The organism is Erwinia sp. OLFS4 (genome assembly GCF_002752165.1).
Classification (GTDB): Bacteria; Pseudomonadota; Gammaproteobacteria; order Enterobacterales; family Enterobacteriaceae; genus Izhakiella.
The window spans coordinates 128,875-152,561 of record NZ_MOMB01000045.1; the positions used below are offsets into that span (position 1 = coordinate 128,875).

At 52.7% G+C, this 23,687-nt stretch carries 19 protein-coding genes and 1 pseudogene; 14 read left to right on the top strand and 6 right to left on the bottom strand.

The genetic code is table 11. The annotated features are described in order from the left end of the window. The first annotated feature begins 50 nt into the window (after positions 1 to 50). The 4 genes and pseudogenes from BL249_RS07385 to BL249_RS07400 all read left to right on the top strand — a co-directional run bounded on the left by BL249_RS07385 (position 51) and on the right by BL249_RS07400 (position 4,999). Positions 51 to 929, top strand: coding sequence for a class II fructose-bisphosphate aldolase (locus BL249_RS07385; protein ID WP_099706005.1), 879 nt, complete (start codon positions 51 to 53; stop codon positions 927 to 929). Positions 930 to 934: 5 nt separating this feature from the next. After that, positions 935 to 2,437: an FGGY-family carbohydrate kinase gene (locus tag BL249_RS07390; RefSeq protein ID WP_099706006.1), complete on the top strand. Its 1,503-nt coding sequence runs from the start codon at positions 935 to 937 to the stop codon at positions 2,435 to 2,437. Between the two features lie 17 nt (positions 2,438 to 2,454). Next, a pseudogene (locus BL249_RS07395) lies at positions 2,455 to 4,008 on the top strand (sugar ABC transporter ATP-binding protein). Further along, positions 3,998 to 4,999 (top strand): ABC transporter permease subunit, encoded by a 1,002-nt coding sequence (locus BL249_RS07400; protein ID WP_446717699.1) that lies wholly within the window; start codon positions 3,998 to 4,000, stop codon positions 4,997 to 4,999. The pseudogene BL249_RS07395 and the gene BL249_RS07400 overlap by 11 nt, the downstream one beginning before the upstream one ends. A gap of 53 nt (positions 5,000 to 5,052) precedes the next feature. On the opposite strand, the gene BL249_RS07405 is transcribed toward BL249_RS07400, so the two are convergent. Both BL249_RS07405 and metC read right to left on the bottom strand, forming a co-directional pair. Further along, positions 5,053 to 5,715: a DedA family protein gene (locus tag BL249_RS07405; RefSeq protein ID WP_099706007.1), complete on the bottom strand. Its 663-nt coding sequence runs from the start codon at positions 5,713 to 5,715 to the stop codon at positions 5,053 to 5,055. Between the two features lie 173 nt (positions 5,716 to 5,888). After that, positions 5,889 to 7,088, bottom strand: a complete 1,200-nt coding sequence (gene metC / locus BL249_RS07410; RefSeq protein WP_099706058.1) for a cystathionine beta-lyase — start codon at positions 7,086 to 7,088, stop codon at positions 5,889 to 5,891. Between the two features lie 237 nt (positions 7,089 to 7,325). On the opposite strand from metC, the gene exbB reads away from it, so the two are divergent. Further along, positions 7,326 to 8,060 carry a tol-pal system-associated acyl-CoA thioesterase gene (exbB, locus tag BL249_RS07415; protein WP_099706008.1) on the top strand — a complete coding sequence of 245 codons (735 nt, stop codon included), beginning with the start codon at positions 7,326 to 7,328 and terminating at the stop codon, positions 8,058 to 8,060. 4 nt (positions 8,061 to 8,064) lie between these two features. Then, entirely contained in the window at positions 8,065 to 8,487 is a 423-nt protein-coding gene (gene exbD / locus BL249_RS07420; RefSeq protein WP_099706009.1) for a TonB system transport protein ExbD, read from the top strand. Between the two features lie 116 nt (positions 8,488 to 8,603). On the opposite strand, the gene tcuC is transcribed toward exbD, so the two are convergent. Continuing rightward, on the bottom strand, positions 8,604 to 9,932 hold the full coding sequence (tcuC, locus tag BL249_RS07425; protein WP_099706010.1) for an MFS transporter: 1,329 nt from the start codon (positions 9,930 to 9,932) through the stop codon (positions 8,604 to 8,606). Between the two features lie 266 nt (positions 9,933 to 10,198). Here tcuC and BL249_RS07430 point away from each other — a divergent pair, with 266 nt between their 5' ends. Beyond that, the gene (locus BL249_RS07430) at positions 10,199 to 11,617 is read left to right on the top strand and encodes an aminotransferase-like domain-containing protein (protein WP_099706011.1); all 1,419 of its coding nucleotides are present in this window, start codon (positions 10,199 to 10,201) and stop codon (positions 11,615 to 11,617) included. Positions 11,618 to 11,623: 6 nt separating this feature from the next. On the opposite strand, the gene BL249_RS07435 is transcribed toward BL249_RS07430, so the two are convergent. After that, a complete protein-coding gene (locus BL249_RS07435; protein WP_099706012.1) occupies positions 11,624 to 12,115 on the bottom strand; it encodes a YlaC family protein in 492 nt (163 codons plus the stop codon). Between the two features lie 224 nt (positions 12,116 to 12,339). Between BL249_RS07435 and BL249_RS07440 the strand changes: the two genes are divergently transcribed. From BL249_RS07440 to BL249_RS07455, 4 genes are all read left to right on the top strand, one after another. Beyond that, positions 12,340 to 12,951, top strand: a complete 612-nt coding sequence (locus BL249_RS07440; RefSeq protein WP_099706013.1) for a hypothetical protein — start codon at positions 12,340 to 12,342, stop codon at positions 12,949 to 12,951. 285 nt (positions 12,952 to 13,236) lie between these two features. Next, positions 13,237 to 14,961, top strand: coding sequence for a lysophospholipid acyltransferase family protein (locus BL249_RS07445; protein WP_099706014.1), 1,725 nt, complete (start codon positions 13,237 to 13,239; stop codon positions 14,959 to 14,961). A gap of 202 nt (positions 14,962 to 15,163) precedes the next feature. Further along, positions 15,164 to 16,441 (top strand): acid phosphatase, encoded by a 1,278-nt coding sequence (locus BL249_RS07450; protein WP_099706015.1) that lies wholly within the window; start codon positions 15,164 to 15,166, stop codon positions 16,439 to 16,441. A gap of 257 nt (positions 16,442 to 16,698) precedes the next feature. Further along, positions 16,699 to 17,187: a GNAT family N-acetyltransferase gene (locus BL249_RS07455; protein ID WP_099706016.1), complete on the top strand. Its 489-nt coding sequence runs from the start codon at positions 16,699 to 16,701 to the stop codon at positions 17,185 to 17,187. A gap of 36 nt (positions 17,188 to 17,223) precedes the next feature. Here the strand turns inward: BL249_RS07455 and ftnA are convergent, their stop codons facing one another. Continuing rightward, positions 17,224 to 17,727 (bottom strand): non-heme ferritin, encoded by a 504-nt coding sequence (gene ftnA / locus BL249_RS07460; RefSeq protein WP_099706017.1) that lies wholly within the window; start codon positions 17,725 to 17,727, stop codon positions 17,224 to 17,226. A gap of 965 nt (positions 17,728 to 18,692) precedes the next feature. Here ftnA and BL249_RS07470 point away from each other — a divergent pair. Genes BL249_RS07470 through BL249_RS07480 form a run of 3 tightly spaced genes read left to right on the top strand, consistent with a single transcriptional unit; the run spans position 18,693 to position 22,524 of the window. Further along, positions 18,693 to 19,427: a gluconate 2-dehydrogenase subunit 3 family protein gene (locus BL249_RS07470; protein WP_099706019.1), complete on the top strand. Its 735-nt coding sequence runs from the start codon at positions 18,693 to 18,695 to the stop codon at positions 19,425 to 19,427. Between the two features lie 2 nt (positions 19,428 to 19,429). Further along, entirely contained in the window at positions 19,430 to 21,205 is a 1,776-nt protein-coding gene (locus BL249_RS07475) for a GMC family oxidoreductase (RefSeq protein WP_199073449.1), read from the top strand. 17 nt (positions 21,206 to 21,222) lie between these two features. Continuing rightward, on the top strand, positions 21,223 to 22,524 hold the full coding sequence (locus tag BL249_RS07480; RefSeq protein WP_099706021.1) for a c-type cytochrome: 1,302 nt from the start codon (positions 21,223 to 21,225) through the stop codon (positions 22,522 to 22,524). Positions 22,525 to 22,573: 49 nt separating this feature from the next. Here the strand turns inward: BL249_RS07480 and BL249_RS07485 are convergent, their stop codons facing one another. Continuing rightward, on the bottom strand, positions 22,574 to 23,536 hold the full coding sequence (locus BL249_RS07485) for a VirK/YbjX family protein (RefSeq protein WP_241898960.1): 963 nt from the start codon (positions 23,534 to 23,536) through the stop codon (positions 22,574 to 22,576). Positions 23,537 to 23,687 lie beyond the last annotated feature (151 nt).

A 23,687-nucleotide genomic window follows, 5' to 3' on the forward strand; every position in this document is an offset into this window, starting at 1 on the left:
CTACACCGTCAGACAGTTAAATACATTTATTCACAGGTGAGGATACTGATATGCCCGTTGTTTCTTTAGACCGACTGTTGTCTCATGCCCGCCAGCATAACTATGCCGTTGGTGCTTTTGTTAGCATGAATATTGAAATTATTCAGGCGGCTATCCGCGCTGCGGAGAAAAAGAATTCGCCGGTCGCCATTCGTATTCATCCGGACAGCAGACAAATTACCCGCTTTGATACCCTGACGACGGTGGCAAGGCAGCTGGCGGCAGAGGCCAGCGTGCCGGTGGCATTCAGTCTCGATCATGGCGCCTGCCTTGCGGATACCATTGATGCGATTCGTGCCGGTTGTACCAGCGTGATGCTTGATGCTGCGGAATTACCGCTGGATGAAAATATTCGTCAGGTGAAGCAGGTGGTGGAGGTGGCAAAACCGCTGAATATTCTGGTAGAAGCGGCGGTGGGTAATATGGAACATGGAGCGGTGCAGGGGCAGGACGATCTGGCTACCGTTGACGAAGCGGTCAGGCTGGTACGGGAGAGCGGCGCAACTATTCTGGCACCGGCTATTGGTAACGTGCACGGTTCCGCCCACGGAGAAGTAAAGGCGACCCCTAACCTTGCTATCGAACGTATTGCCGAACTGCATCAGGCCACCGGCGTACCGATCTGCCTGCATGGCGGGTCGGGAACGCCACCTGCCCAGATGAAAGCGGCGCGTGAGGCGGGCGTGGCGCTGGTTATTTTGTTTACCGATATCATTACGGCGTATAACCGCGAGCTGCAGCGGGTACTGAATGAAAATTCCATAGGGATTGCAATTATTGACGCGCTGGTGCCGGCGCAGCACGCTGCTCAGGCCGTTATTGAAGAAAAAATGGATGATCTTGGTTCCAGCGGCCAGGGGCGGGCATTTATGCAGTGGCTGGCGGAGTAACAGCGATGATTGCGCAGCCTGTGTTGCTCGGGATTGATATTGGCACCACCAATTTCAAAATTGTCGCCGTCACTCCGCAGGGTGAAACGCTGGTTGTGGTGCGGCGTGCGATGGTGATCGACCGTCCATCGCCTGGGGCTGCCGGGTTTAATATTCCTGCGCTTAACCGTCATCTGGTCGAGGGGCTGCGTGAACTGGTGACGCAGCTTGGACCGGGTAATCTTGGTAATCTTGCCGCCGTTAGCGTAACCAGCATTGGTGAAAGTTTTCTTGGCGTGGATGCCAACGGCGAGGTCATCACCCCCTGTCCTGCGTGGTATGACCGGCGTACCGTGCCACGTCAGCAGGCAATCCCGCTGGAGGCAGCATGCTGGTATAACATTACCGGCATGGTGGATGATGACATTTACACTGCCTGCCGCCTATGGTGGTGGCGGCGGCAATCTGCTGACCATTTCCGGCGTGTCCGTCGTTGGCTGATGGTGGCCGATTATGTGGTGTATTTGCTCAGCGGTAATTATGTCACCAGTCCGTCGCTGGCGGCGCGCAGCGGGCTGGCCGATCGTCATCATGGCTGCTGGTCGCCCACATTGCTGCAGGCATTATCTCTGTCTGAGCAGGTGTTACCGCAGCTGAAAGCAGCGGCGCAGACAGCCGGGGTGCTCAATCGTCAGATGGCCGCGCTGAGCGGACTGCCTGCCGGGCTGCCGGTTATTCATGCCGGTCACGATCACCCCTGTGCGGGATTTGGCTGTGGGTTAGTTGACAGCGGACAGTTTATTGATTCCACCGGGACCTCAGAAGCGCTGAAAACGGTTGTCACGCGTCCATTGAGCTGGCAGGAGGTAGGGAACGGTGACTATGACTGTTATCCCCATGTTATCCCCGGCTGCTGGTTACTGTCCGGCCATATTCCATCATCAGGGAGTTTCCTTGACTGGCTGGTGCGCATGCTGTCCGGACCGTCACCACAGCCGGCACAGCGTGACTGGCTGTGGCAACAAGCCGCTGCTTCCCCCGCCGGGGCACAGGGGGTCCGTGTGGCTCCTTTTCTTGAAGGCAGTGGCGCCCCCTGGAACCAGCGTGATGCCCGCGCCAGTTTGACGGCGATTGGTGACGATTGCGCTGCCGGCGATTTGTTACGTGCCGGGGTGGAATCACTGGCAGCCTGGCTTGAAATCAACTTCACGCGTTTTATGCAGATCACCGGCCAGTCTACTGATGCACTGACGCTGACCGGCGGTGGTGCGCGCCAGACGCTCAGCAATCAGATTAAAGCCGCGATGCTGCAGAAAACCTGTCTGATTCCCCAGGTTGAAGAGGCCGCCGGACTGGGGGCCGCCCTGGTCGGTGGTCTCGCCGTGGGGGTATTTGATACTGCCCATCAGGCGGCACAACGTCCGGCAATTTTGCAACAAACACTGTCTCCCGATGCCCGGCTTAGTGCTCAGTACGCCGCTTTGCGGCCGCGGCTGACGGATACGCTGCAGCTGAGGAAATCGCCATGACTCAACCTTTGCTTGAGATGCGCCAGATAGGAAAAACCTTTGGTTCGGTCAGGGCGCTGTACCGCGTTGATCTGCGTATCTACGCCGGCGAAGTCCATGCGCTAATGGGGGAGAACGGTGCCGGGAAGTCCACTCTGATGAAAATTTTGTCGGGGGCTTATAGCGCTGATGCTGGCGGTGAATTTATTGTCGAAGGACAGCCGGTGCGTATAGCCAATCCGCAGGATGCCCGTCGTCTGGGGATTGCCGTTATTTATCAGGAACTTTCGCTGGCAGCGAATCTGACCGTGGCGGAAAACATGATGCTGGGCAATGAACAGAGCAAACGTGGTCTGATCCAGCGTAAGCCGATGGCGGCACGTTGCCAGACCATCCTGACGCGCCTTGGGGCTGATTTTTTTCCGCAAACCCGGGTGGCAACACTGTCAGCGGCGCAGCGACAGCAGGTTGAAATTGCCCGGGCGCTCTGTAGTGAGGCGCGCATTCTGGTGATGGATGAACCCACGACAACGCTTTCAGCGCGCGAAACCGATTTTCTGTTTGCTCTGGTGAAACAACTGCGGCGCGAAGGGCTGGCTATCATCTATATCTCACACCGCATGGAAGAGATTTATTCGCTGGCCGATCGCTGCTCAGTTCTGCGTGATGGCCATTATATTGGCACCCTGGAAAAAGAGCATATTACAGCGGGTAAGTTAATCAGCATGATGGTCGGACGCGATCTGGGCGAATTTTATCGGGCGACGCCTAAAATGCGGCCTGATGGAGAAACCATGCTGACGGTCAACAAGCTGACCGATGGCAAGCGGTTACAACCCTGTTCGCTGACGCTACGAGCTGGAGAGGTGGTGGGGCTGGCTGGCCTGGTTGGTGCCGGCCGCACCGAGCTGGCGCGGCTGATTTACGCCGCGGATAGCGCCAGCGCCGGTGAGGTGGTTATGCAGGGCAGGCCGCTGCGTCTGCGCCATCCGGCGGATGCGCTGAAAGCAGGCATTGTCTACCTGACGGAAGACCGGAAAGGGCTGGGGCTTTTTCTGGATATGAGCATTGCGGAAAACATCAATATCGCGGTGCTGGATCGCGACGCCCTGCCCGGTGGTCTGAGGCGTTTTCGCCCGGGCCGTTTGCGAGCATAGCAGGCGATACATGACCTGCGTATTAAAGCGGCCTCCAGCGCGACCGCAGTGGGTGGGCTGTCCGGCGGTAACCAGCAAAAAGTGTTGCTGGCTCGCCTGTTGTCGCTGGCTCCAAAGGTACTGATTCTTGATGAGCCAACGCGTGGTGTTGATATCGGCGCAAAATTTGAAATTTATAAACTGATTGGCCAGCTGGCGCACAGCGGAGTGGCGATACTGCTGATCTCCAGCGAGCTGACAGAAATTGTTGGTCTGTCAGACCGGGTTATGGTGATGCGTGAAGGTGAACTGGTCGCGACGCTTGAACATCCGCCATTTACTCAGGAAGCGATTATAGCCATCGCCACCCAAAGCGTTATGCCGGACGACAGCGCACAACCCGCTTCGTTATCGGATGCATCCGCAAACTCTCAGGAGAATAGCTATGAGTCATGAATCTGATACGCTGATGCCACAGTCTTCAGCCGGCCAAGGTGCCCGCTGGTCAGCGCGTAGCGGGTTGAGAACGCTGGGCATGTTGCCGGTACTGGCAGCGCTTTGTGTTGCTTTTACCCTCGCAACTGACCGGTTTCTCTCTCTTGGCAACTTGCTGATTGTTCTGCAACAGGCGTCAATCAATCTGGTGCTGGCCTGTGGCATGACCTTTGTTATCCTGACGGGAGGAATTGATCTCTCGGTGGGGTCGGTGCTGGCAGCAACCGCAATGATCGCCCTGATTACCTCGCTAGACCCGACACTGATGATGTTTGCAATACCGGCAGCTTTGCTGACGGGGATGGTGCTGGGAGTGATTAACGGTACGTTAATTGCGGCGATCCGCCTGCCGCCGTTTATCGTCACCCTTGGCGCATTGACCTCGATTCGCGGTATCGCGCGTTTGATGGGGCATGATTCAACGGTATTTAACTCCAGCCTGAACTATGCCGCATTGGGTAATCAGAGCATTTTTGGTATCCCCTGGCTGGCAGTGATTGCCCTTAGCGTGGTGATCGGTTCATGGTTTATTTTACGGCGTACTGTGCTGGGCGTTCACATTTATGCAATTGGCGGTAACCTCGATGCGGCTCGTCTGACCGGCATAAAAACCGGTCGGGTACTGCTGTTTGTTTATGCCCTTTCTGGCTTACTGGCGGGACTGGGTGGCGTGATGGCTTCCTCCAGGTTGTATGCCGCTAACGGTTTACAGCTTGGCCAGGCTTATGAACTGGATGCCATTGCGGCGGTCATTCTGGGAGGAACGTCGTTTGTTGGCGGCATTGGGTCGGTGTGGGGAACGCTGATTGGCGCGCTGATTATTGCGGTTCTGTCGAATGGACTGATACTGAACGGGGTGCCGGATGTCTGGCAGTATATTATCAAGGGGCTGATTATTATTGTTGCCGTAGCGTTAGACCGCTTTCGGCTGGACAGCGGCGCTCGCACCTGAACGCCGGCGGCGTGTCGGTATACCGCTGCCGGCGTTAGCGCGAACTTCAGGGTTCAGGATTGAGCGCGTTTTTTACGCTTAATGATCATGGCGATACTGCCGAACAGGCTGATACAGAGTAATGCAACCGGAATCACCATCAGAATCGCCATTACCTGATCCTGGTGACGTTTAATAAACGGCACCTGGCTGATGGTATAACCGAGGGCGATAACAATGCCGACCCAGAGAAAACCGCTCAGCCAGTTGAACAGCTGAAAACGGGTATTTTTAAGGCCGGAAATGCCGGCAAGTGTTGGTAACAGCGTGCGGACAAAAGCCAGAAAACGCCCGACCAGCAGGGCCATCAGACCATGACGATGGAACAGATTCCAGGCCCGCTGATGATATTGTGCCGGCAGGTGTAACAGCCAGCTTTTGACCAGTCGGGTATTCCCCAGCCATCGTCCTTGCAGGTAACCCAGCCAGCAGCCTAGGCTGGCGGCGGTCGTCAGAATCACCATGGTGGGGACCACCTCCATGACGCCTCTGGAAATCATGGCGCCGGCCAGTAAAAGCAGACTGTCACCGGGCAGAAAAGCAGCGGGTAACAACCCGTTTTCAAGCAGCAGCACCACAAACATGATGCCATACACGACCCATAGTACCTGGGGATTGCCGAGCGCGGCAAAATCCTGATGCCACATTGCCCGCACAATCTCATGCATTACACTCATTTTTTATCCTGAATTAGCTGCATTAAACCCTCATCCTTCACGGGCTATGGCCCAAACCTGCCGGACAATAATACCATTGCAGCGGCAAACATGTTGGTGTCAGGGACACTCCTTCAGCGGAACCGTCAACCGTTAGTTTTCCGTTTAGCTATTTTACCGTGCAGGCCACGATATTACCGTGCCGTTGCACGAATTCTCTCCAGGCCGGCGGCCAGATCGGCGATCAGGTCATCAATATGTTCCAGACCAATATGTAATCGTACCAGGGTGCCGCTGAAATCTACACCACCTGCCGGACGTATGGCGGCAATCTCTTCAGGCTGACTGGCAAGGATCAGCGATTCAAATCCTCCCCATGAATAGGCCATACGAAAATGGGTGAATTTATCCAGAAATTCCGTCAGCTGAGCGTCGCTAAGCCGCTGTTTCAGAATGAATGAGAACAGGCCGCTGCTGCCGTTAAAGTCACGCTGCCAGAACGCATGGCCTTTACTTTGTGCCAGTGCCGGGTGATTGACCCGCGCGACGTCTGGCTGGTCCGCCAGCCAGTTTGCCACGGCCAGACCGCTTTCTTCATGCTGGCGCAGGCGAACCGCGAGGGTACGCAGTCCGCGACTGGCCATATAAGCGGTATCAGCATCAACCATTTGTCCCATCAGATAAGCATTTTCGCGCAGCTGTGGCCAGCAGCGTTCATTGGCTACCGCAGTGCCGATCATGGCATCGGAATGGCCGATCAGGTATTTGGTGCCGGCCTGAATAGAAATATCGACACCCAGCGCCAGTGGCTGGAACAGTACCCCGGCCGCCCAGGTGTTATCGAGCATAATTACCGCATCGGGTGCTGTGCGGCGTACCGCGGCAACAATTGCCGGCACATCCTGTATTTCCATAGTGATCGAGGCGGGCGATTCCAGAAATACCACGCGCGTTTCTGGCCGAATCAGTCCGGCAATCTGCTCGCCGATATTGTGATCAAACCAGGTGGTTTCCACCCCGATTTTACGCAGAATTTTATTGCATAAATCCTGCGTCGGTTCATAAACCGCACCGCTCATCAGAATGTGATCGCCGCTGCTGACAAAAGCCAGAATGGCGTTAGCAACGGCTGCGGCCCCGCAGGGAAAAAGGTAGCAACCGGCACCGCCTTCAAGCTCGGCCATCGCATCCTGCAGTGCAAAGTGGGTCAGGGTACCGCGGCGGCCATAAAACAGTTCGCGTGCGCTGCGTCCGGCGGTGGCCTGCTTTTTATCGGCGACGGTGTCAAAAATCAGTGAGGACGCGCGCTGAATAACGCTGTTTACTGCGCCTTGTGTATAGCGACTGTCACGCCCGGCGGAAACCAGCGTGGTTTCAATTTTTTTACTCGGCATGCTAAACAGGCTCTGTGATTGACAGGTATTGGCTGAGGGTAACACGCCCGCTGGCGTCGGCATATTCATCAGCGGTAAAAGACCGGTACTTTCAGTAAAAAACTGTGGGCACAGGGTGCCAGTTCCATGGAATCAGGTGCAAAGTGTAAATACTAATGAGAACTACTATCAATTCACTATGGTTTTGGTATGATCCGCGCTGGAAATTCTAAAGCAGAATAACGTTGGAGACACAGCGTGACGAATGACTTAATGCAGACGGACCTTTCTGTCTGGGGCATGTACCAGCATGCGGACATCATTGTAAAAATAGTCATGATCGGGTTATTGCTCGCTTCCGTCGTGACCTGGGCGATTTTTTTCGGCAAATTTACCGAATTAAGCAGCGCCAGAAGACGCATTAAAAATGAACAGAATGCGCTGGCTGACGCCCGCTCGCTCGATCAGGCTGAGGCTACCAGCAGCCAGTTTCACCGTAACAGTCTGGCGCAAAGGCTGATTAAAGAAGCGAAAGACGAACTGGCGTTATCACAGGGCAGTCAGGACAACGAAGGCATTAAAGATCGTACCAGCTTTCGTCTCGAACGGCGGGTAGCGGCTTTTAGTCGACATGCCGGACGCGGTAATGGATTTCTGGCTACTATTGGCGCGGTGGCGCCTTTTGTTGGGTTGTTTGGCACCGTCTGGGGCATCATGAATAGTTTTATTGGTATTGCCCAGACGCAAACCACCAATCTGGCGGTGGTGGCCCCCGGCATTGCTGAAGCACTGCTGGCAACCGCCGTCGGGCTGGTTGCAGCGATTCCTGCCGTGGTGATTTACAATATATTCGCCAGGATGATTGCCGGTTACAAAGCCACACTGGGTGACGTTGCGGCGCAAATTTTGCTGCTGCAGAGCCGCGATCTTGACCTGGCCGCGTCAGCTCAGAACGTGCAGTCGCCAGCGACCCAGAAGCTGCGCGTGGGGTAAGTGTATGGCAATGCGCTTGAATGACGACCTTGACGGTGATGGCGAAATGCATGAAATCAACGTGACGCCTTTTATTGACGTCATGCTGGTTTTGCTGATTATTTTTATGGTTGCCGCGCCGCTGGCCACGGTTGATGTGCGGGTCAACCTGCCCGCTTCGACCAGTGCGCCGCAGCCGCGTCCGGAGAAACCGGTCTATTTGTCGATTAAAGCAGACAAACAGTTGTTTCTGGGTAACGATCAGGTGACAGCGGATACCCTGGTCAGCGTGCTGAATGCCCGGACCGAAGGGAAAAAGGACACCACCATTTTTTTCCAGGCAGATAAAAGCGTGGACTATGAAACGTTAATGGGTGTCATGGACCAATTGCGTCAGGCCGGCTATCTGAAAATTGGTCTGATGGGAATGGAAACGGTGTCACACTAATCTCCACGTGATTTGCAGACAAAAAACCCATGCCAAAGCATGGGTTTTTTCGTGATGCAGGGTGATTATGTCCTGCCCGGCGCAGCGCAACTGCCGGGTTGGTTGTTTGCCAGCGCTCAGGAACTGCTCACCACGCTGGCAGTAACAGGACGCTCAACCTGATACTGTCTGACCAGCCGCTTAATACACAAGGTACCCAGCAGACCGCAGATGGCGGCAAACGTCAGCCAGACGCCGGGCATTGCTTTATCGCCGGTAACGTGAATAAGGTAGCTGGACACCGCCGGCGTAAAGCCACCGAACAGCGCGGTTGCCAGACTGTAGGCCAGCGAAAAGCCGGCGGCGCGAACTTCGGCTGGCATGATTTCAGCCAGGTAAACCACCATTGCCCCGTTATAGCTGGCATAGAGGAAAGAAAGCCAGAGTTCGGCAATTAACAGGTGGGAGAAACTCGGCGCGTTCACCAGCCAGAGCAGGACCGGCCATGAAGTTAACGCGGCAAGGATAGTGAAGGTTATCAGCAGCGGACGGCGGCCAATACGATCGGAAAGGGCACCCATTACCGGCAGCCAGATAAGGTTTGACAGCCCGACGCACAGTGTCACAAAGAAACTCTCTTTATCACTCATCATCAGCACCGTTTTACCAAAGGTTGGGGTAAAAGCGGTAATGGCGTAAAACATCACGGTTGTTGTCACTACCATCAGCATGCCTGCGAGTACCAGCGCCCAGTTACTGGCCACTGAACGCATGATGTCTCCCATGGAAGGGTGATGTTTACGTTTACTGAAGGCTTCGGTTTCCGACAGCATGCGTCTTATCCAGAACAGGAAGGGGACGATCAGGCAGCCGACAACAAACGGAATACGCCAGCCCCACTCGGTCACCTGTTGTTTTTCCAGCAGATGATTCAGTGCCAGACCGAGTAGCGCAGCGAAAATAACCGCGATCTGCTGACTACCGGATTGCCAGCTGACGTAAAAGCCTTTGCGACCTTGCGGGGCGACTTCGGAGAGATAGACCGACACGCCGCCGAGTTCCACGCCGGCAGAAAACCCCTGCAATAACCGTCCCAGCAGGATCAGAATGGGCGCGGCGGCGCCAAGGGTTTGATAGCCCGGGACGCAGGCAATGGTCAGCGTACCTATTGCCATTAGCGTTAAGGTCAGCAGCAGCCCTTTACGACGGCCGTGATGATCGATGTAAGCGCCGAGCACAATCGCTCCCAGCGGTCGCATCAGGAAGCCCGCGCCGAAGGTCATCAGGGTCATCATCAGGGAAGCAAAGGGATCATCGCCGGGGAAAAAAGTTTTTGCAATGGCGCTGGCATAATAGCCAAACACCATAAAATCATACATTTCAAGAAAGTTACCGCTGGTCACGTTGAAAATGGTTCTGGCGCCATTCTGTCTGGCTGATGGCGTTGTTATGCTCTGTTCGGTCATAGTGCTTCCTGATTTCCTTGCAATTAAGCTGATGTTTTAGCTGTCAGTTAGCTTGCTTGTTGTGAGCTGGGTCACTATTATCTGTTTACACTTATCAGCAATTGGTAACAACCTATTAACAAGCATCCGGCCGGCGATTAATCAGCGATGCGGGAAATATCAACCTGGGTTAAGAGTTTTTACCGCAGTGCTAACGATGCAACACTTGCTGCCTCGCTCTGCCAACCTATAATAGTGTTCATTTTCTCCATATTGGCCTGTAACAGATGTCCAAATATCAGACGCTGGTGGATAAGATTCGCCAGCAAATAGCCAGCGGCATCTGGCTACCCGGCGATAAACTTCCGTCGCTGCGTGAGCAGGTTGCCCGCAGCAATATGAGCCTGATGACGGTAATGCATGCCTACCAGGTGCTGGAAAGTCTCGGTACGCTGGTATCACGCCCGCAATCCGGGTATTACGTTGCGCCCCAGGCCGAATACCTGCGCCAGCCTGAGACGCATCAGAAAGTCCAGCTGGCAGAGTCGGTGGATATCAACACCTTTATTTTTGACGTGCTTCAGGCTACCCGTGACCCGCATATTCTGCCTTTTGGTTCGGCGTTTCCCGATCCCAGCCTGTTTCCCCAGCGGGCGCTAATGCGATCGCTGAACACCGTTGCTCATAATATGAAACCTGAAGATGCGCTGAATAACCTGCCGCCAGGTAACGAAGCGCTGCGTAAAACCCTGGCACAGCGTTATGCCATGCAAGGGATAGCGGTAACCCCGGATGAAATTGTGATCACTAATGGTGCGATGGAAGCGCTGAATCTCAGTTTGCAGGCAGTAACGGAACCGGGGGATTGGGTGGTCATTGAAAACCCTTGTTTTTATGGCGCTTTGCAAGCCGTTGAACGTCTCCGGTTACGCGCAGTGGCTATTGCCAGCGATCCCCGTGATGGTATTGATCTTGAGGCACTGCGGCAGGCACTATCCCGGTGGCCGGTAAAAGCCTGCTGGCTGATGACGAACTACCAGAATCCGCTGGGCTGTACGCTGAGTGATAAGAAGAAAGCGCAGTTGGTGACTTTGCTTGAGGAAAAAGGGGCTTTTTTAATTGAGGACGACGTTTACGCCGAACTTGGCACCGACGGCGGGCATCGTCATCCGGCGCGTTACTGGGACCGTCAGGGAAGGGTGCTGCACTGCAGTTCTTTTTCCAAGAACCTGGTTGCCGGTTTTCGTGTAGGCTGGGTAGCTGCCGGACAGCACGCGGCAAAAATCCAGCGTTTGCAGCTAATGAGCACACTCTCAACCAGTGTACCAATGCAGCTGGCTCTGGCTGATTATCTCAGCAGCAATAGCTACGAGCGCCATCTGCGCGCGCTGCGCCGTAGTCTGGCACAGCGGAAAATGCAGGCCTGGCGGGCGCTGAGGCGCTGGTTGCCGTCCGGGGTCAATATTAACGACACCCTGGGGGGATATTTTCTCTGGATTGAATTACCGCCAGGCGTGGATGCCATGCAGCTTTATTATCGCGCCCTGGCGCAAAACATCAGCATTGCTCCCGGGAAAATGTTTTCCTCCGGCGACCAGTATGCCAACTATTTTCGCTTTAATGCTTCCTGGACGTGGCAAGCCCAGCAGGAACAGGCTGCACAAATTCTGGGCCAACTTATTCGTAACCTGATGGATCAACAGTAAAACAGGCTACTTAGCCAGTCCTGATACCGGCGCGCGTGCCCCCCAGGTAAGATGAAACATGTCATAGAAATCTACTTCGCCTTTGGTTGTCAGCAGCCGCTGCACACCTTGTTTGATGGCGTCAGGTACTGCCTGATGGTTAAGAATTTCATCAATTGCCGCGCTGGAAAGGGTGCGCACATAATACCATTCGCCGTTATAGCAAACGCGCAGATCGAGGGTGTCGATATCTTCAAAACGGTAGCGCGGATTGATGTCCATCAGCATCAGAATGCTCATGATTAGCACAAACAGCGTTGCGCCCCAGAATGCCGGCCAGCCGAGAAAGTCTGTGGTAAATATCAGGGCAGTGGTGAGCAAGTAGCAGATAAACATCAGTGCCCACAGACCCGGATGTTTTTTCATAAAACCGAGGCTGAAACGGGGCTTATTATCACGCTGTTCTGTCCGATTAATCTGCTCAATTTCGCGCAGCATAATCGCTTTAATGATCTCCATAATTTCCCCTGCAATGAGTAACTGACTTATTAAATCATAACCAGTCAGCGGTCAGCAGGTACAGTTCACAGCGATTAAGCTATAACAGTGCAATCTATTTGGCTTAAGTCAATAAAATTAGCACGTTATGTAATATATAATCGCCCGGGCATGTTGCAACTTACTACGGAAATGCCACAATTAATTAACAGAGGTTTTACCGACCCGGCCATAGGAGATGCCGCATGTTATCTGCTTCTGATAGTCTGATATCGTTAATGTCGTTTGCTGCCGGTAGCCTGATGACCGGGGCACCCTCTCAACCCTACGCATTTTTATTGTCACATGCTGATAACGGGATACCGAATAACCCGCGCTTGCCGCTGATCTTTTATCCGCGAGCCGTCCCGCAAGAAACGGAAGACCTGGCGAGCTGGTTCGAGGGGCGGTTTACCCTGAATCAGTGGCAGCCCCGCTGGCGTTACCCGGTTTATCCTTATAGCCATTTTCATCCGAATAGCCATGAAATGCTGGGGATGTGCGCTGGCTGGGCAGAAATCTTATTTGGCGGTGATGGTGGTCGGGTGATAACGGTCCATGCCGGCGATGCCGTATTGATCCCTGCCGGTGTGGGGCATAAGCAGATTGCCGCCAGCGAGGATTTTTTTGCTGTCGGTGCTTACCCCTGTGGCTTGCAACCGCAAACCCTGCGTGATGATATAACCTGTCTTAGCCAGATGCAGGATGCGGTGAAACAGGTTGCGGTGCCGGCAATGGACCCGTTACTGGGTGATAAAGGCGGAGTAACGCAGCTCTGGCATCCACTGGCTGCGGCGCAAAACCATAGTAACCCCTGATCCCATCGGCCTGACGTTCTGTCGCTAACCCCAACCCCCGGCGCGCTGTTGTTCGATCAGCAGGGTGCCCGTTCGCCTGAATCCGTCATGTTTATTAATGATTTTCGGTATATTTTAAGCAATCACTGAAAGTTAACAACCCGCTAGCGTAACGGCTGACACTATGCCGAGCGTGCTTTTTGCAACTTTGTTATTTGAAAAAACATAGCAGGAGCTTAATATTTCTGTAATAGGATCGTCACAGGCGAGCTTTACTGTCGCGGTAAAAACCCCCGGAGAGAAATTGTGTTCACTGTCGAACATGTTCTTGCAGATCTCTACCCTGAGCATAAACCGGCTGGCTGGCAGCTGGCGTTGCTCAGAAGGCTGCTGCACGAAAAGGAATTCCAGCAATTTGATCAACAATACCGCCACCTGCAGGGCCTTGATATGGTCGAACAGGTGCTGGAATATTTTGATATTCGTTGTGATACCAGTGAACGCGATCTGGAACAGATCCCGTCAACGGGGCCGGTGGTTATCGTAGCAAATCATCCGCTTGGTTCTCTGGATGGTCTGGCCCTGCTTCATGCAGTGTCACAGGTCAGACGCGATGTGAAAATCGTCACTAACCGCCTGCTTGGCTGTCTTCGTTCGCTGCAAAGCCTGATGGTACCGGTAGACAATATGAGTAACCGTACCAACCGTCAGCAGGTAGCGCTGATGCAGGAACAGCTGGATAACCAGGGCGTGCTGATTTTTTTCCCTGCCGGAGAAGTATCGCGGCTGGGCAGCAAGGGTATCCGCGACGGTAAATGGAGCCACGGTTTTGTCCGCCTTGCCGCCCGGTCGCGAGCGCCGGTGGTGCCGGTGCACGTCAGCGGGCGTAATTCCTCCTTCTTCTATGCCACTTCGGCGCTTTATCAGCCGCTCTCTACCATGCTGCTGGTCAATGAAATGTTCGGCCAGCGCGGTAACCGGCTTAAGCTGCAGATTGGTGAACGTATTCCTTTTTCTCACTGGTATGATGGCCATACCCCGGCCAAAGAGCTGGCTGCCCGGTTCCGGCGCCATGTCTATCGTATCGGTCAGGGGAAAAGCGCGCTGTTTCAGACCGAAGCGGCTATTGCCCGCGCGGAAGATCGCGCGGTGCTGAAAAAAGCGCTGGCGGATTGCGAAGTACTGGGGCAGCTGCCGGATGGCAAAATTATTTATCTTTACCGGCGTAACGGTGAGGCCTATGTGCCCATTTTGCGCGAGCTGGGACGGCTGCGGGAAATTGCCTTTCGCGCGGTGGGTGAAGGCAGCGGAACGCGGCGCGATCTTGATGATTATGATGACGATTATTATCACCTGATTTTGTGGGATGACGAGGCGCTGGATATTGTCGGCGCTTACCGGTTTATTCCCACTGCCGGCCAGGTCAGCCGCAAAGGATTGGCCGGTTTGTACAGCTACAGCCTGTTCAATTACGACCATGAAATGAACCCGATTCTTGACCGTGGCATTGAGCTAGGTCGCAGCTTTATTCAGCCGGCTTACTGGGGTAAACGGGGTCTGGATTATCTGTGGATGGGGATTGGTGCTTATCTGGCTAAATACCCACAATACCGTTATCTGTTCGGACCGGTATCCATTTCCGGTGGCTTGCCGCTGGCCGCGCGTGACTTGCTGGTGGCATTTTACCGGCTTTACTTTGCCCCAACGCTGCCGCTGGCCCAGTCACGCCGCCCTTATCCGGCGTCTTTACCGGCGGTCCTGGCGCAGTTCAGCGGTGATGACTATCAGGAAGACTTACGGCGGCTGAAACGGCTGCTGAGCAATCTCGGCACCGCTATCCCGCCGTTATACAAGCAGTATTCTGAACTCTGCGAACCCGGCGGCGTGCAGTTTATCGATTTTGGCAGTGATCCGGATTTCAATAACTGCATCGACGGCCTGGTTCTGGTTGATATCAGCCAGCTTAAAGAGAGTCGTTTTCAGCGTTATATTGCGGTTCATCAGCCAGCGATCGGTCCGTCAGACTGCTAACTGTCCCGCCGTATTTCTTTTTTCCCTGTTAGTGACGGTCTGACAATCTGTACCGTTACGAACGGGGCTGCGACCGTATTTCATGGCGTTGTTATTCTTCCCGGTAATAAGCCCTTAAAAAAAAGCACTTGTTCTCACCGCGCTGGAATGAAAGTCTGTCGCGGTGTGCCGTTTTATCACCATAATTAAAAAGGAATATTTTATGCGTTTGCTGTTTCCGGCTCTGGCCGCGACGCTGCTTGTCAGCCCGTGCCTGCAGGCAAAAACTGAAGCCGATTTTTCTGCTTTGCATCAGATAGTTGAGACCACAACCCCCGCCAGCAAAAGTCCGGAGTTTGTCAGCTTTCAGGCCGATGTCACTCAGCGTCTGCGACGTGCTTTGCAGGGCGATGCGCCGGCGCTGACTCTGCAGCAGGTAAAAGAGGCCAGGCAAAATGCGGTACAGGCAGATGACGCCTGGCTGAAAGCCAGCGGCTTTCATTTTGCTAAAAAGGTGCTGAAGCAGGAAAATGTTGCTTTGCTGAACGCCTTCACCTCGTTGCCTGAAGGGGTATTACAGCAAAATCTGGCAACGGTTGAAAAAATTAATAACCGTGCCAGCGAAGCCGATCGTCATCAGGCGCTGGTGGATGCTGATGGCCGTGCCTATCTCTATTTTCTTGCCGATGCGTTGGGCCCACGCTTAGGCCACGCTTTTCTGCAGGCATATGACAACGGTGAACTGAATAAAGCCGCGGCGTTGATTAAACATACTGAAGTAAGTATTCACCAGGCTAAAGAACAGTACCATAACCCTCGTCCATTCCGGGTAGCAGGAAATACTATCCGGCTGGTAAACGATAACGTCATTGTCAACAACGATGGCCTCTATCAACCCAGCGGCGGTTCCTTTCCCAGTGGTCATACCAATACCGGTTACACCGATGCTTTATTACTGGCGGAGATGCTGCCGGAGCGTTTCGTTCCCCTGTTGAACCGTGCGGCAAAATATGGCTATTCACGCCTGGTAATGGGGGTTCATTATCCGCTTGATTTGGTTGGCGCGCGTATGGTCGCTCAGCGCAACGTTGCTATTTATCTTAACGATGTGGGCTATCGTAAGCTGTTTAATGAGGCGAAGCAGCAGCTGCGTCGCGCGCTGGAAAAAGCGTGTGGTACCTCAATTGCCGTCTGTGCACTGCCGGCAGACAGCGGGCAGGACCCTTACAGTGCGCCGCAAATGGCAACCTTTTACCGCTACACCATGACATGGGGATTGCCGCAGCAGCCTACGCCACAAACTGCGCTGCAGATACCAAAAGGCGCAGAAGTATTACTGGAAGCACCCTTACCGCATCTCAGTGCTGAGCAGCGTCGTCAGCTGATGGTACAAACCGCGCTGGCAAACGGCTATCCGTTGTCCGGCTCCAGTGAACAAAGCTTCTGGCAGCGTCTGAACCTGCATGACGCTGTACAGCAGGGACTGCACGCCGGCCATTAACCGGGCCTGATGTTGCCGCTGCGCTGTGGGCGCAGCGGGTTTACCTCGGTGGAGAATCCTGCTATCACTCGTTAGTCCGGCAAAACCCGATTAAAAACCAGTTTGCCTGGCAGGGATAGCGGGCCGCCTAAGCACAGTGTGCTGAGCCGATGAGGCGTTCTCTGGCGCAATGATTGAGAAAACAGGGTCGCGCGTGGATGCATTATTGATTAAGGTAGAGATCCTCTTTTACGTTGCGCACCATGCAGGAATTTGTTATGGAATCCATCCGTATTCAGGAATGGCGCCCCGATTTTCGCCAGCAGGTTATTGATCTGATTGTTCCCATTCAGACAACAGAATTTTCCATTGCGATTACTGCCCAGCAGCAGCCGGATTTGCAGGACGTCGCCGGGTTTTATCAGCAGGGCAAGGGCGGATTCTGGCTGGCTCTCGCCGGGGATGAGGTTGTGGGCTGTATTGCGTTAAAGGATATTGGTAACCGGCAGGGCGCATTGCGTAAAATGTTTGTGGCAGCCGGGTGGCGCGGTAAACAGCATGGCGTGGCGCTGGCATTGTTAACCCGGCTGTTGTCCCATGCCCGTGAGCAGGAAATGCAGGCGGTTTATCTGGGCACCACGGCCGCTTTTCTTGCTGCACATCGTTTCTACGAAAAGCACGGCTTTAGCCTGATTGATGGCGACGATTTACCTGTCGCCTTTCCGCGTATGGCGGTTGATTCGCGTTTCTATAGCCTGGCGCTATGATTCACCTATGCCGCTGTAGCGCAGCGGCACACAGGATCACACCGGTTGCTGGGCGCCCATTTTGCCCAAATCTTTGTCTGCCAGATAGAGGCCTTTACCGTCTTCACCCACCAGGGAGAGCTTATCGATAACCGCTTTAAACAGCTTCTCTTCTTCGTGTTGTTCTGCAACATACCACTGCAGGAAGTTAAAGGTTGAATAATCCTGGCTGGTCATGGCGGCATGGGCCAGTTCATTGATTTTTCTGGTGATGAGCTTTTCGTGCTCGTAAGTCAGCGCAAAGACTTCAGACAGCGAGTTAAAGGTTACCGGCGGCGCGTCAATACTGCCCAGTACTGGCATTGCTCCGGTATCGCTTAAATAGTTAAACAGACGCTGCATGTGATCCATCTCTTCGCGTGAATGTTCACGCAGAAAGGCCGCTGCACCTTCGAAGCCTTTATCGCTACACCAGGCGCTCATTTGCAGGTAAAGGTTGGCAGAATAAAATTCAAGATTCAGCTGCTCGTTGAGCTTCGCCGTCATATCATTGGTAAGCATGGTGACTCCCGGAGGTTATTTTGAATATAAGTATCAGGTGATGTTACATATTATGCATAGCCGAATAAAAATAGAAATGGTGAAAAGGCTTATTTTTTAATTTTTTGTTTATATCCCTCAGTAAAATGATTAATTAGTAATTATTTCGCTGTTAAAAAGGAATTATTCTCAATATTCAATGTGGATGATAATTATTTTTATTATCGCTACATCATTATGGTGATCGGTGTTGTGGGATACTGCCTGCTATCAGCTGCGGGTAGCCTGAGGCGCGACATTACTGCCGGCCGACGCCGGGCAATATCGTTGCCACATGGAATGAATGCTATATCTGTGTCAGTAATAAAACGCTGATAGCCGCAATGGGTTTCTGATAAATTCTGGAAAGTAACAGCTTTGCGAAAAATAAGCCGGATAATATAAATGTACGAAAAGAATAACTGCCAGAAAATAGCAATAAACGGGTTAAATATTCTGTGCAGAAATTATTCTGCGCTAAAACACCGGTGCGTTGTTCCATAAAACTGATGCTAAGCGCGCTTTTCACCAGGGCGGTGAGCGGCCAGTCATAGCAGCAGCCGGCAGAAGCCGATCGCACTGCGCGCAACTGGCGGTCTGGCAATAGCAAAGGACAGTAGGTTTGTTGTCAACGGGCAGTCAGATTGCCAGCTCGGGCTATAACAGTAAAAGCGCTGGGGTTTATAACAGATTGCGGGTAACGTTTTTTCCGGTTAATCATGTTTAATATCAGTAAGTTGTTTTCTTTATGTTGCGTCATTGTTAGCGATATTTTTCCTCTTCATTAACATTTGTTAACATTTTTTGCGGCTTACCCTGACAAAAAATAAGATTATTTTATCTCCAGTTAAAATACTTCAAAAAACTATTAGCGTGCTTAACGTTGTTGTAGCTGATGGTTACGTTATGCACTTGTTTTGTTTGGTTATCACCGACTGGAAAGCACAATGAGCAAGAAAAGCAACGAGGGCGTGCCCTCGCGGCGGCGTTTTCTTCAAAAAACGCTGTCGATTATCCCATTGGCTGCCGTAGGTAGCAGCAGCGTCGTTTCTCTTGGTTCCCTTGCTGCTGATGCAGATACCAAAGCAGAAGGGGTTTCAGCGCATTACGTTCCTGTTTTTTTTAATAACGATGAGTGGCGATTTATTCTTGCCGCCACCGATCGTCTGATCCCGACCGATGCCAACGGGCCGGGGGCAGTGAGTGAAGGCGTGCCGGTTTTTATCGATAAACAGATGGAACTGCCCTACGGTTATGGCCATTTGTGGTATATGCAGGCACCTTACGCCAGTGCCCCTGCTGAACTGGGCTATCAGTCAAATCTGGTGCCGCGTGAAACGTATCGCCGTGGTATCAAAGCGGTTAACGGTCACTGTCAGCAGCAGTTTCAGAAAGTGTTTGCCGATCTCAGCCATCAGCAGCAGGAAGATATTTTGCACCAGCTGGAGCAGGGCAAACTGACCTTTGATGATGTGCCGGGCAAATTATTCTTTGAACAGCTGCTGGAAAATACCAAAGAAGGATACCTCGCTGATCCGCTGCACGGTGGTAACCAGACGCTCGCCTCCTGGAAATTAATCGGATTCCCCGGCGCTCGTGCCGACTATCAGCAGGTGATGGATAACCCTAACAAACCTTATCCGTTAGGGCCGGTGAGTATTTCCGGAAAAAGGAGCGTTTAATCGTGGCAATTAAAAAAGATCCGGTTGATATCGTTATTGTCGGCTTTGGCTGGACAGGTTCGATGATGGCAATGGAGCTGGCTGATACAGGGCTGAAGATCCTCGCACTGGAGCGCGGCGAAGCGCGTGATACCTATCCTGATTTTGCTTACCCGCGCATTATTGATGAACTGACCTATGGAATTCGTCTCAAGCTTTTCCAGAATGCGTCAAAAGAGACCGTAACGGTGCGGCATACCAGTGGTGAAACTGCGCTGCCTTATCGCCGTTTTGGTTCATTTTTGCCTGGTGATGGCGTAGGTGGTGCCGGAGTGCACTGGAATGGCATGCTGTGGCGTCCGCTGGAAGCGGATATTAAAATGCGCAGCACCGTGATTGAAAAATACGGTGCGGACTTTATTCCCAAAGACATGACGGTGCAGGATTATCCCTTCAGTTATGAAGAGATGGAGCCGTTTTTTGATAAATTTGAAAAAATTTGTGGAACAGCAGGCCAGGCCGGCAATATTAACGGCGAAAAAATTGACGGCGGCAATCCGTTTGAAGCGCCGCGCAAAAATCCCTATCCGACGAAAGCGCTGAAGCAGCAGTACAGCGGCATGCTGTTCAGTAAGGTGGCAAAAGAACTCGGCTATCATCCGTTTCCGGTGCCGGCGGCAAACTGCTCAGAACCTTACACCAATCCCTATGGTATTGACCTTGGCGTGTGTAATTACTGTGGTTTCTGTGAGCGTTACGGCTGTTTTAACTACTCGAAAGCATCGCCTAATGCCAACGTATTACCAGCGTTGCGTCCTTATAAAAACTTTGAGTTGCGTACCCAGTCACATGTTTTGCGGGTGAATACCGATGCCACCGGCAAGAAAGCGACCGGTGTTACCTATATCGATGCTAACGGGCAGGAAGTTGAACAGCCGGCAGATCTGGTGGTGCTGAGCGCCTTCCAGCTGCATAACGTTCGTTTGTTGCTGTTATCTAAAATTGGTAAACCTTACGATCCTGCTACAGGTGAAGGCGTGGTTGGCCGTAATTATGCTTATCAGATGACCGGTGGTATTAAACTGTTCTTTGATAAAGACACTTACTTCAATCCGTTCGCGGCCACCGGTACCACCGGGATGTATATCGACGAATTTAATGCGGAAAACTTTGATCACGCCAGCCTCGGCTTTATCGGCGGTTCAACTATCTCCGCGACCACCACCGGCGGCCGACCAATTCAGCAAATGACCCTGCCAGGTAAAGCGCCCAAATGGGGATCCGGCTGGAAAGCGTCTATCAAAGATAATTACCTGCATTCGATGGGGGTCGGGGCTTCCGGTTCGGTTATGCCCTATAAGCAGTGCTACCTTGACCTCGACCCAACTTACAAAGATGTCTTTGGACAGCCGCTGCTGAGGATGACCTTCGACTGGCAGGAAAATGAGCTGAAAATGACGGGATTCATCGGCAGTAAAGCCGAGGAGATCGTGAAGCATATTGCACCAAAATCCTATGAAATGGGTTTTAAAGGCATGAAGGCCCATTATGATGTGCGCCCCTATCAGTCAACCCACACCACTGGCGGTGCGGTGATGGGCGACAATCCTAAAAACAGCGTGGTGAATAAATATTTGCAGAGCTGGGATGTGCCCAACCTGTTTGTGCTGGGTGCTTGCTGCTTTCCGCAAAACCTGTCTTACAACCCGACGGGCATCGTGGGTGCCACGGCGCTGTTTGCTGCGCACGCTATTCGCACTCAGTATCTGGCTAACCCCGGACCGCTGGTCCAGGCATAAACAGGGTAGAGACGACAATGACTATGCGTTTAAAAGGAATCATTTCCCTGTTATCACTGGCGTGGCTGCCACTTGGTGCTTACGCCGTTGATGGTAGCTCCGCGATCAGCAAGGGACAGTATCTGGCAACGGCGGGTGACTGCGTGGCCTGTCATACTGCCGCAGACGGCAAACCTTTTGCGGGTGGCCTGAAAATGTCAACGCCGGTCGGGGCAATATACAGTACTAACATTACCCCGGATAAAGAGACCGGTATTGGTGAATACAGTTATCAGGAGTTCGCCACCGCGCTGCGAGACGGAATTGCGAAAGATGGTCATCATCTTTATCCGGCGATGCCTTATACCTCGTTTGCGAAAATTAATGACGAAGATATGCACGCGCTGTACGATTTTTTTATGCAGCAGGTGCAGCCGGTTAAACAGGCTAATCGTGACAGTGATATTCCGTGGCCGCTCAATATGCGCTGGCCGCTGGGGCTCTGGAACCGGCTATTCCATGACAACGACGTGTTTCAGCCCGATGCCAATCAGAGTGCTGAATGGAATCGCGGCGCTTATCTGATACAGGGGCTGGAACACTGCGGTACCTGCCATACGCCGCGTGGTATTGCTTTTGAGGAAAAAGCACTGGATCAAAATGACAGTGCCTATCTGACGGGTGGAACGCTGGAAGGCTGGCATGCGCCCAATCTGACCGGCAACATGAAAGATGGCCTGGGACGCTGGAAGCAGGAGGAGATTGAAACCTTTCTGAAAACCGGCCGAACCAGCAACACCATGGCGTTTGGTTCAATGACGGATGTGATTGAGCATAGTACCCAGTATCTCAGTGATGCTGACCTGAAGGCGATGGCGGTCTACCTGAAATCGCTTAAACCTTCCGATCCGGCTGCCAAAGCACCTGCACAACAGGATGACACCACGGCCGCCCTGGTAAAAGGTGACGTCAGCCAGCCTGGTGCCCAAGAATATATGGACAACTGTGCCGCCTGTCATCGCATTGATGGTAAAGGTTATACCAATGCATTCCCGGCGTTGGCGCACAATAGCGCGCTGATGAGTGATGATCCCTCATCATTGATCAGTATTGTGCTGAAAGGGGGCAAAGCCGCGGTTACACAGAGCGCGAAAAGCGGTATGTCGATGCCGGATTTTGGCTGGCGGCTTAACGATCAGCAGGTTGCCAGTTTGCTGACCTTTGTGCGCAATAGCTGGGGGAATCAGGCCAGCGCGGTGACGGCCGATCAGGTCAAAGAGGTGCGTAAAGCGTCTTCTACTGCAGAACAGAAAGACGTTCATCATAGTGATAAGCGTTAAGACGCATCCTGCCAAATGCTAAAAAAGCAGCGCTATTGCGCTGCTTTTTTTAACCTGCCAGCGGGCAGTGTTGCGCTATCTGTGCGCTGAGCTGGTCTAGCAAATCATAACGCCGGCGATATTCAGCCCGCTTTTTACTGGCAATATCGTCAATTGCTTTTCTTGGCATCTGTAACGGTAGCACGAAGCGGTTTTTCGCATCCTGTACCGCACCAAGCGACTCCCAGAACTGATCGTAGTCTGCGTGAATTTTATCTTTTTTCCTGCTCTTGTAACGCCAGGACGCATAAATATGATTCACATTACTGACGGCGATAACCTGCTCAACCGATAATTGGCGCGCCAGATTAATCATGGCCTCGGTCAGTAAACGCTTCGGGAACAGTCCATGACAGGACTTGGTTGCCAGCTGAATTTTCTCGTGCGGCGTCTCGTTTCTTGCCCCTTGCAGGCCACCAATGAAAATGGTTTTTCGGTTATCGATGTTGACTAATGCAAAGGTCAACAGAGCCAGTACGGTATTCTCTTCGTCACAGAATTGCAGCGAGGCTTCGCCTTCCTTACTCAGAAAGTCGTGAGCCGTTAATTTAATGCTGAACTTTTCCTGGTTTTTGCCGCTAATCTCCGCCAGCGTTGCGCCACGATCGGACAGATAACCGTCAGTAATATTAGCCGGCAGCGCCTCGCAGAACGTGCGGTAGTGGTTGTTAATACCAGCAAGTTTCTGGCTCTGGCTAATACCCAGCGCCATCCACGGCCGCTGTAAGCGACAGGGCAGGCCAGGCTGGGCCTTTATAATCTGATTAAAAAACGGATTTTTTGCCATTTCAGAGAGATAAAAAAAAGTGTGAAATGGCATACAAAGAGAACGTATGACAAATTTTCTACGGTATTTTTTTTCCAGCCAGTACTTGCCCGGAGTCATATTACCCCGAGCCAGACTCAAAAAAAGAGACCAGCCGTTTAACGGTTTAGCGCCATAAATGTTATTTGCTGTATGAATAGATGACACAATAGTTCCGCCATAATAATCTGAACCACGATGCAGGGTAAACGATTGATTATAATTGCTAACATTACCCGTAACATAAGGCGTGGCAATAATATCATCAGTATGATAAACGGATTTTAAACCTGCAGTTAGGCTATTTTCTTCCGTAGGG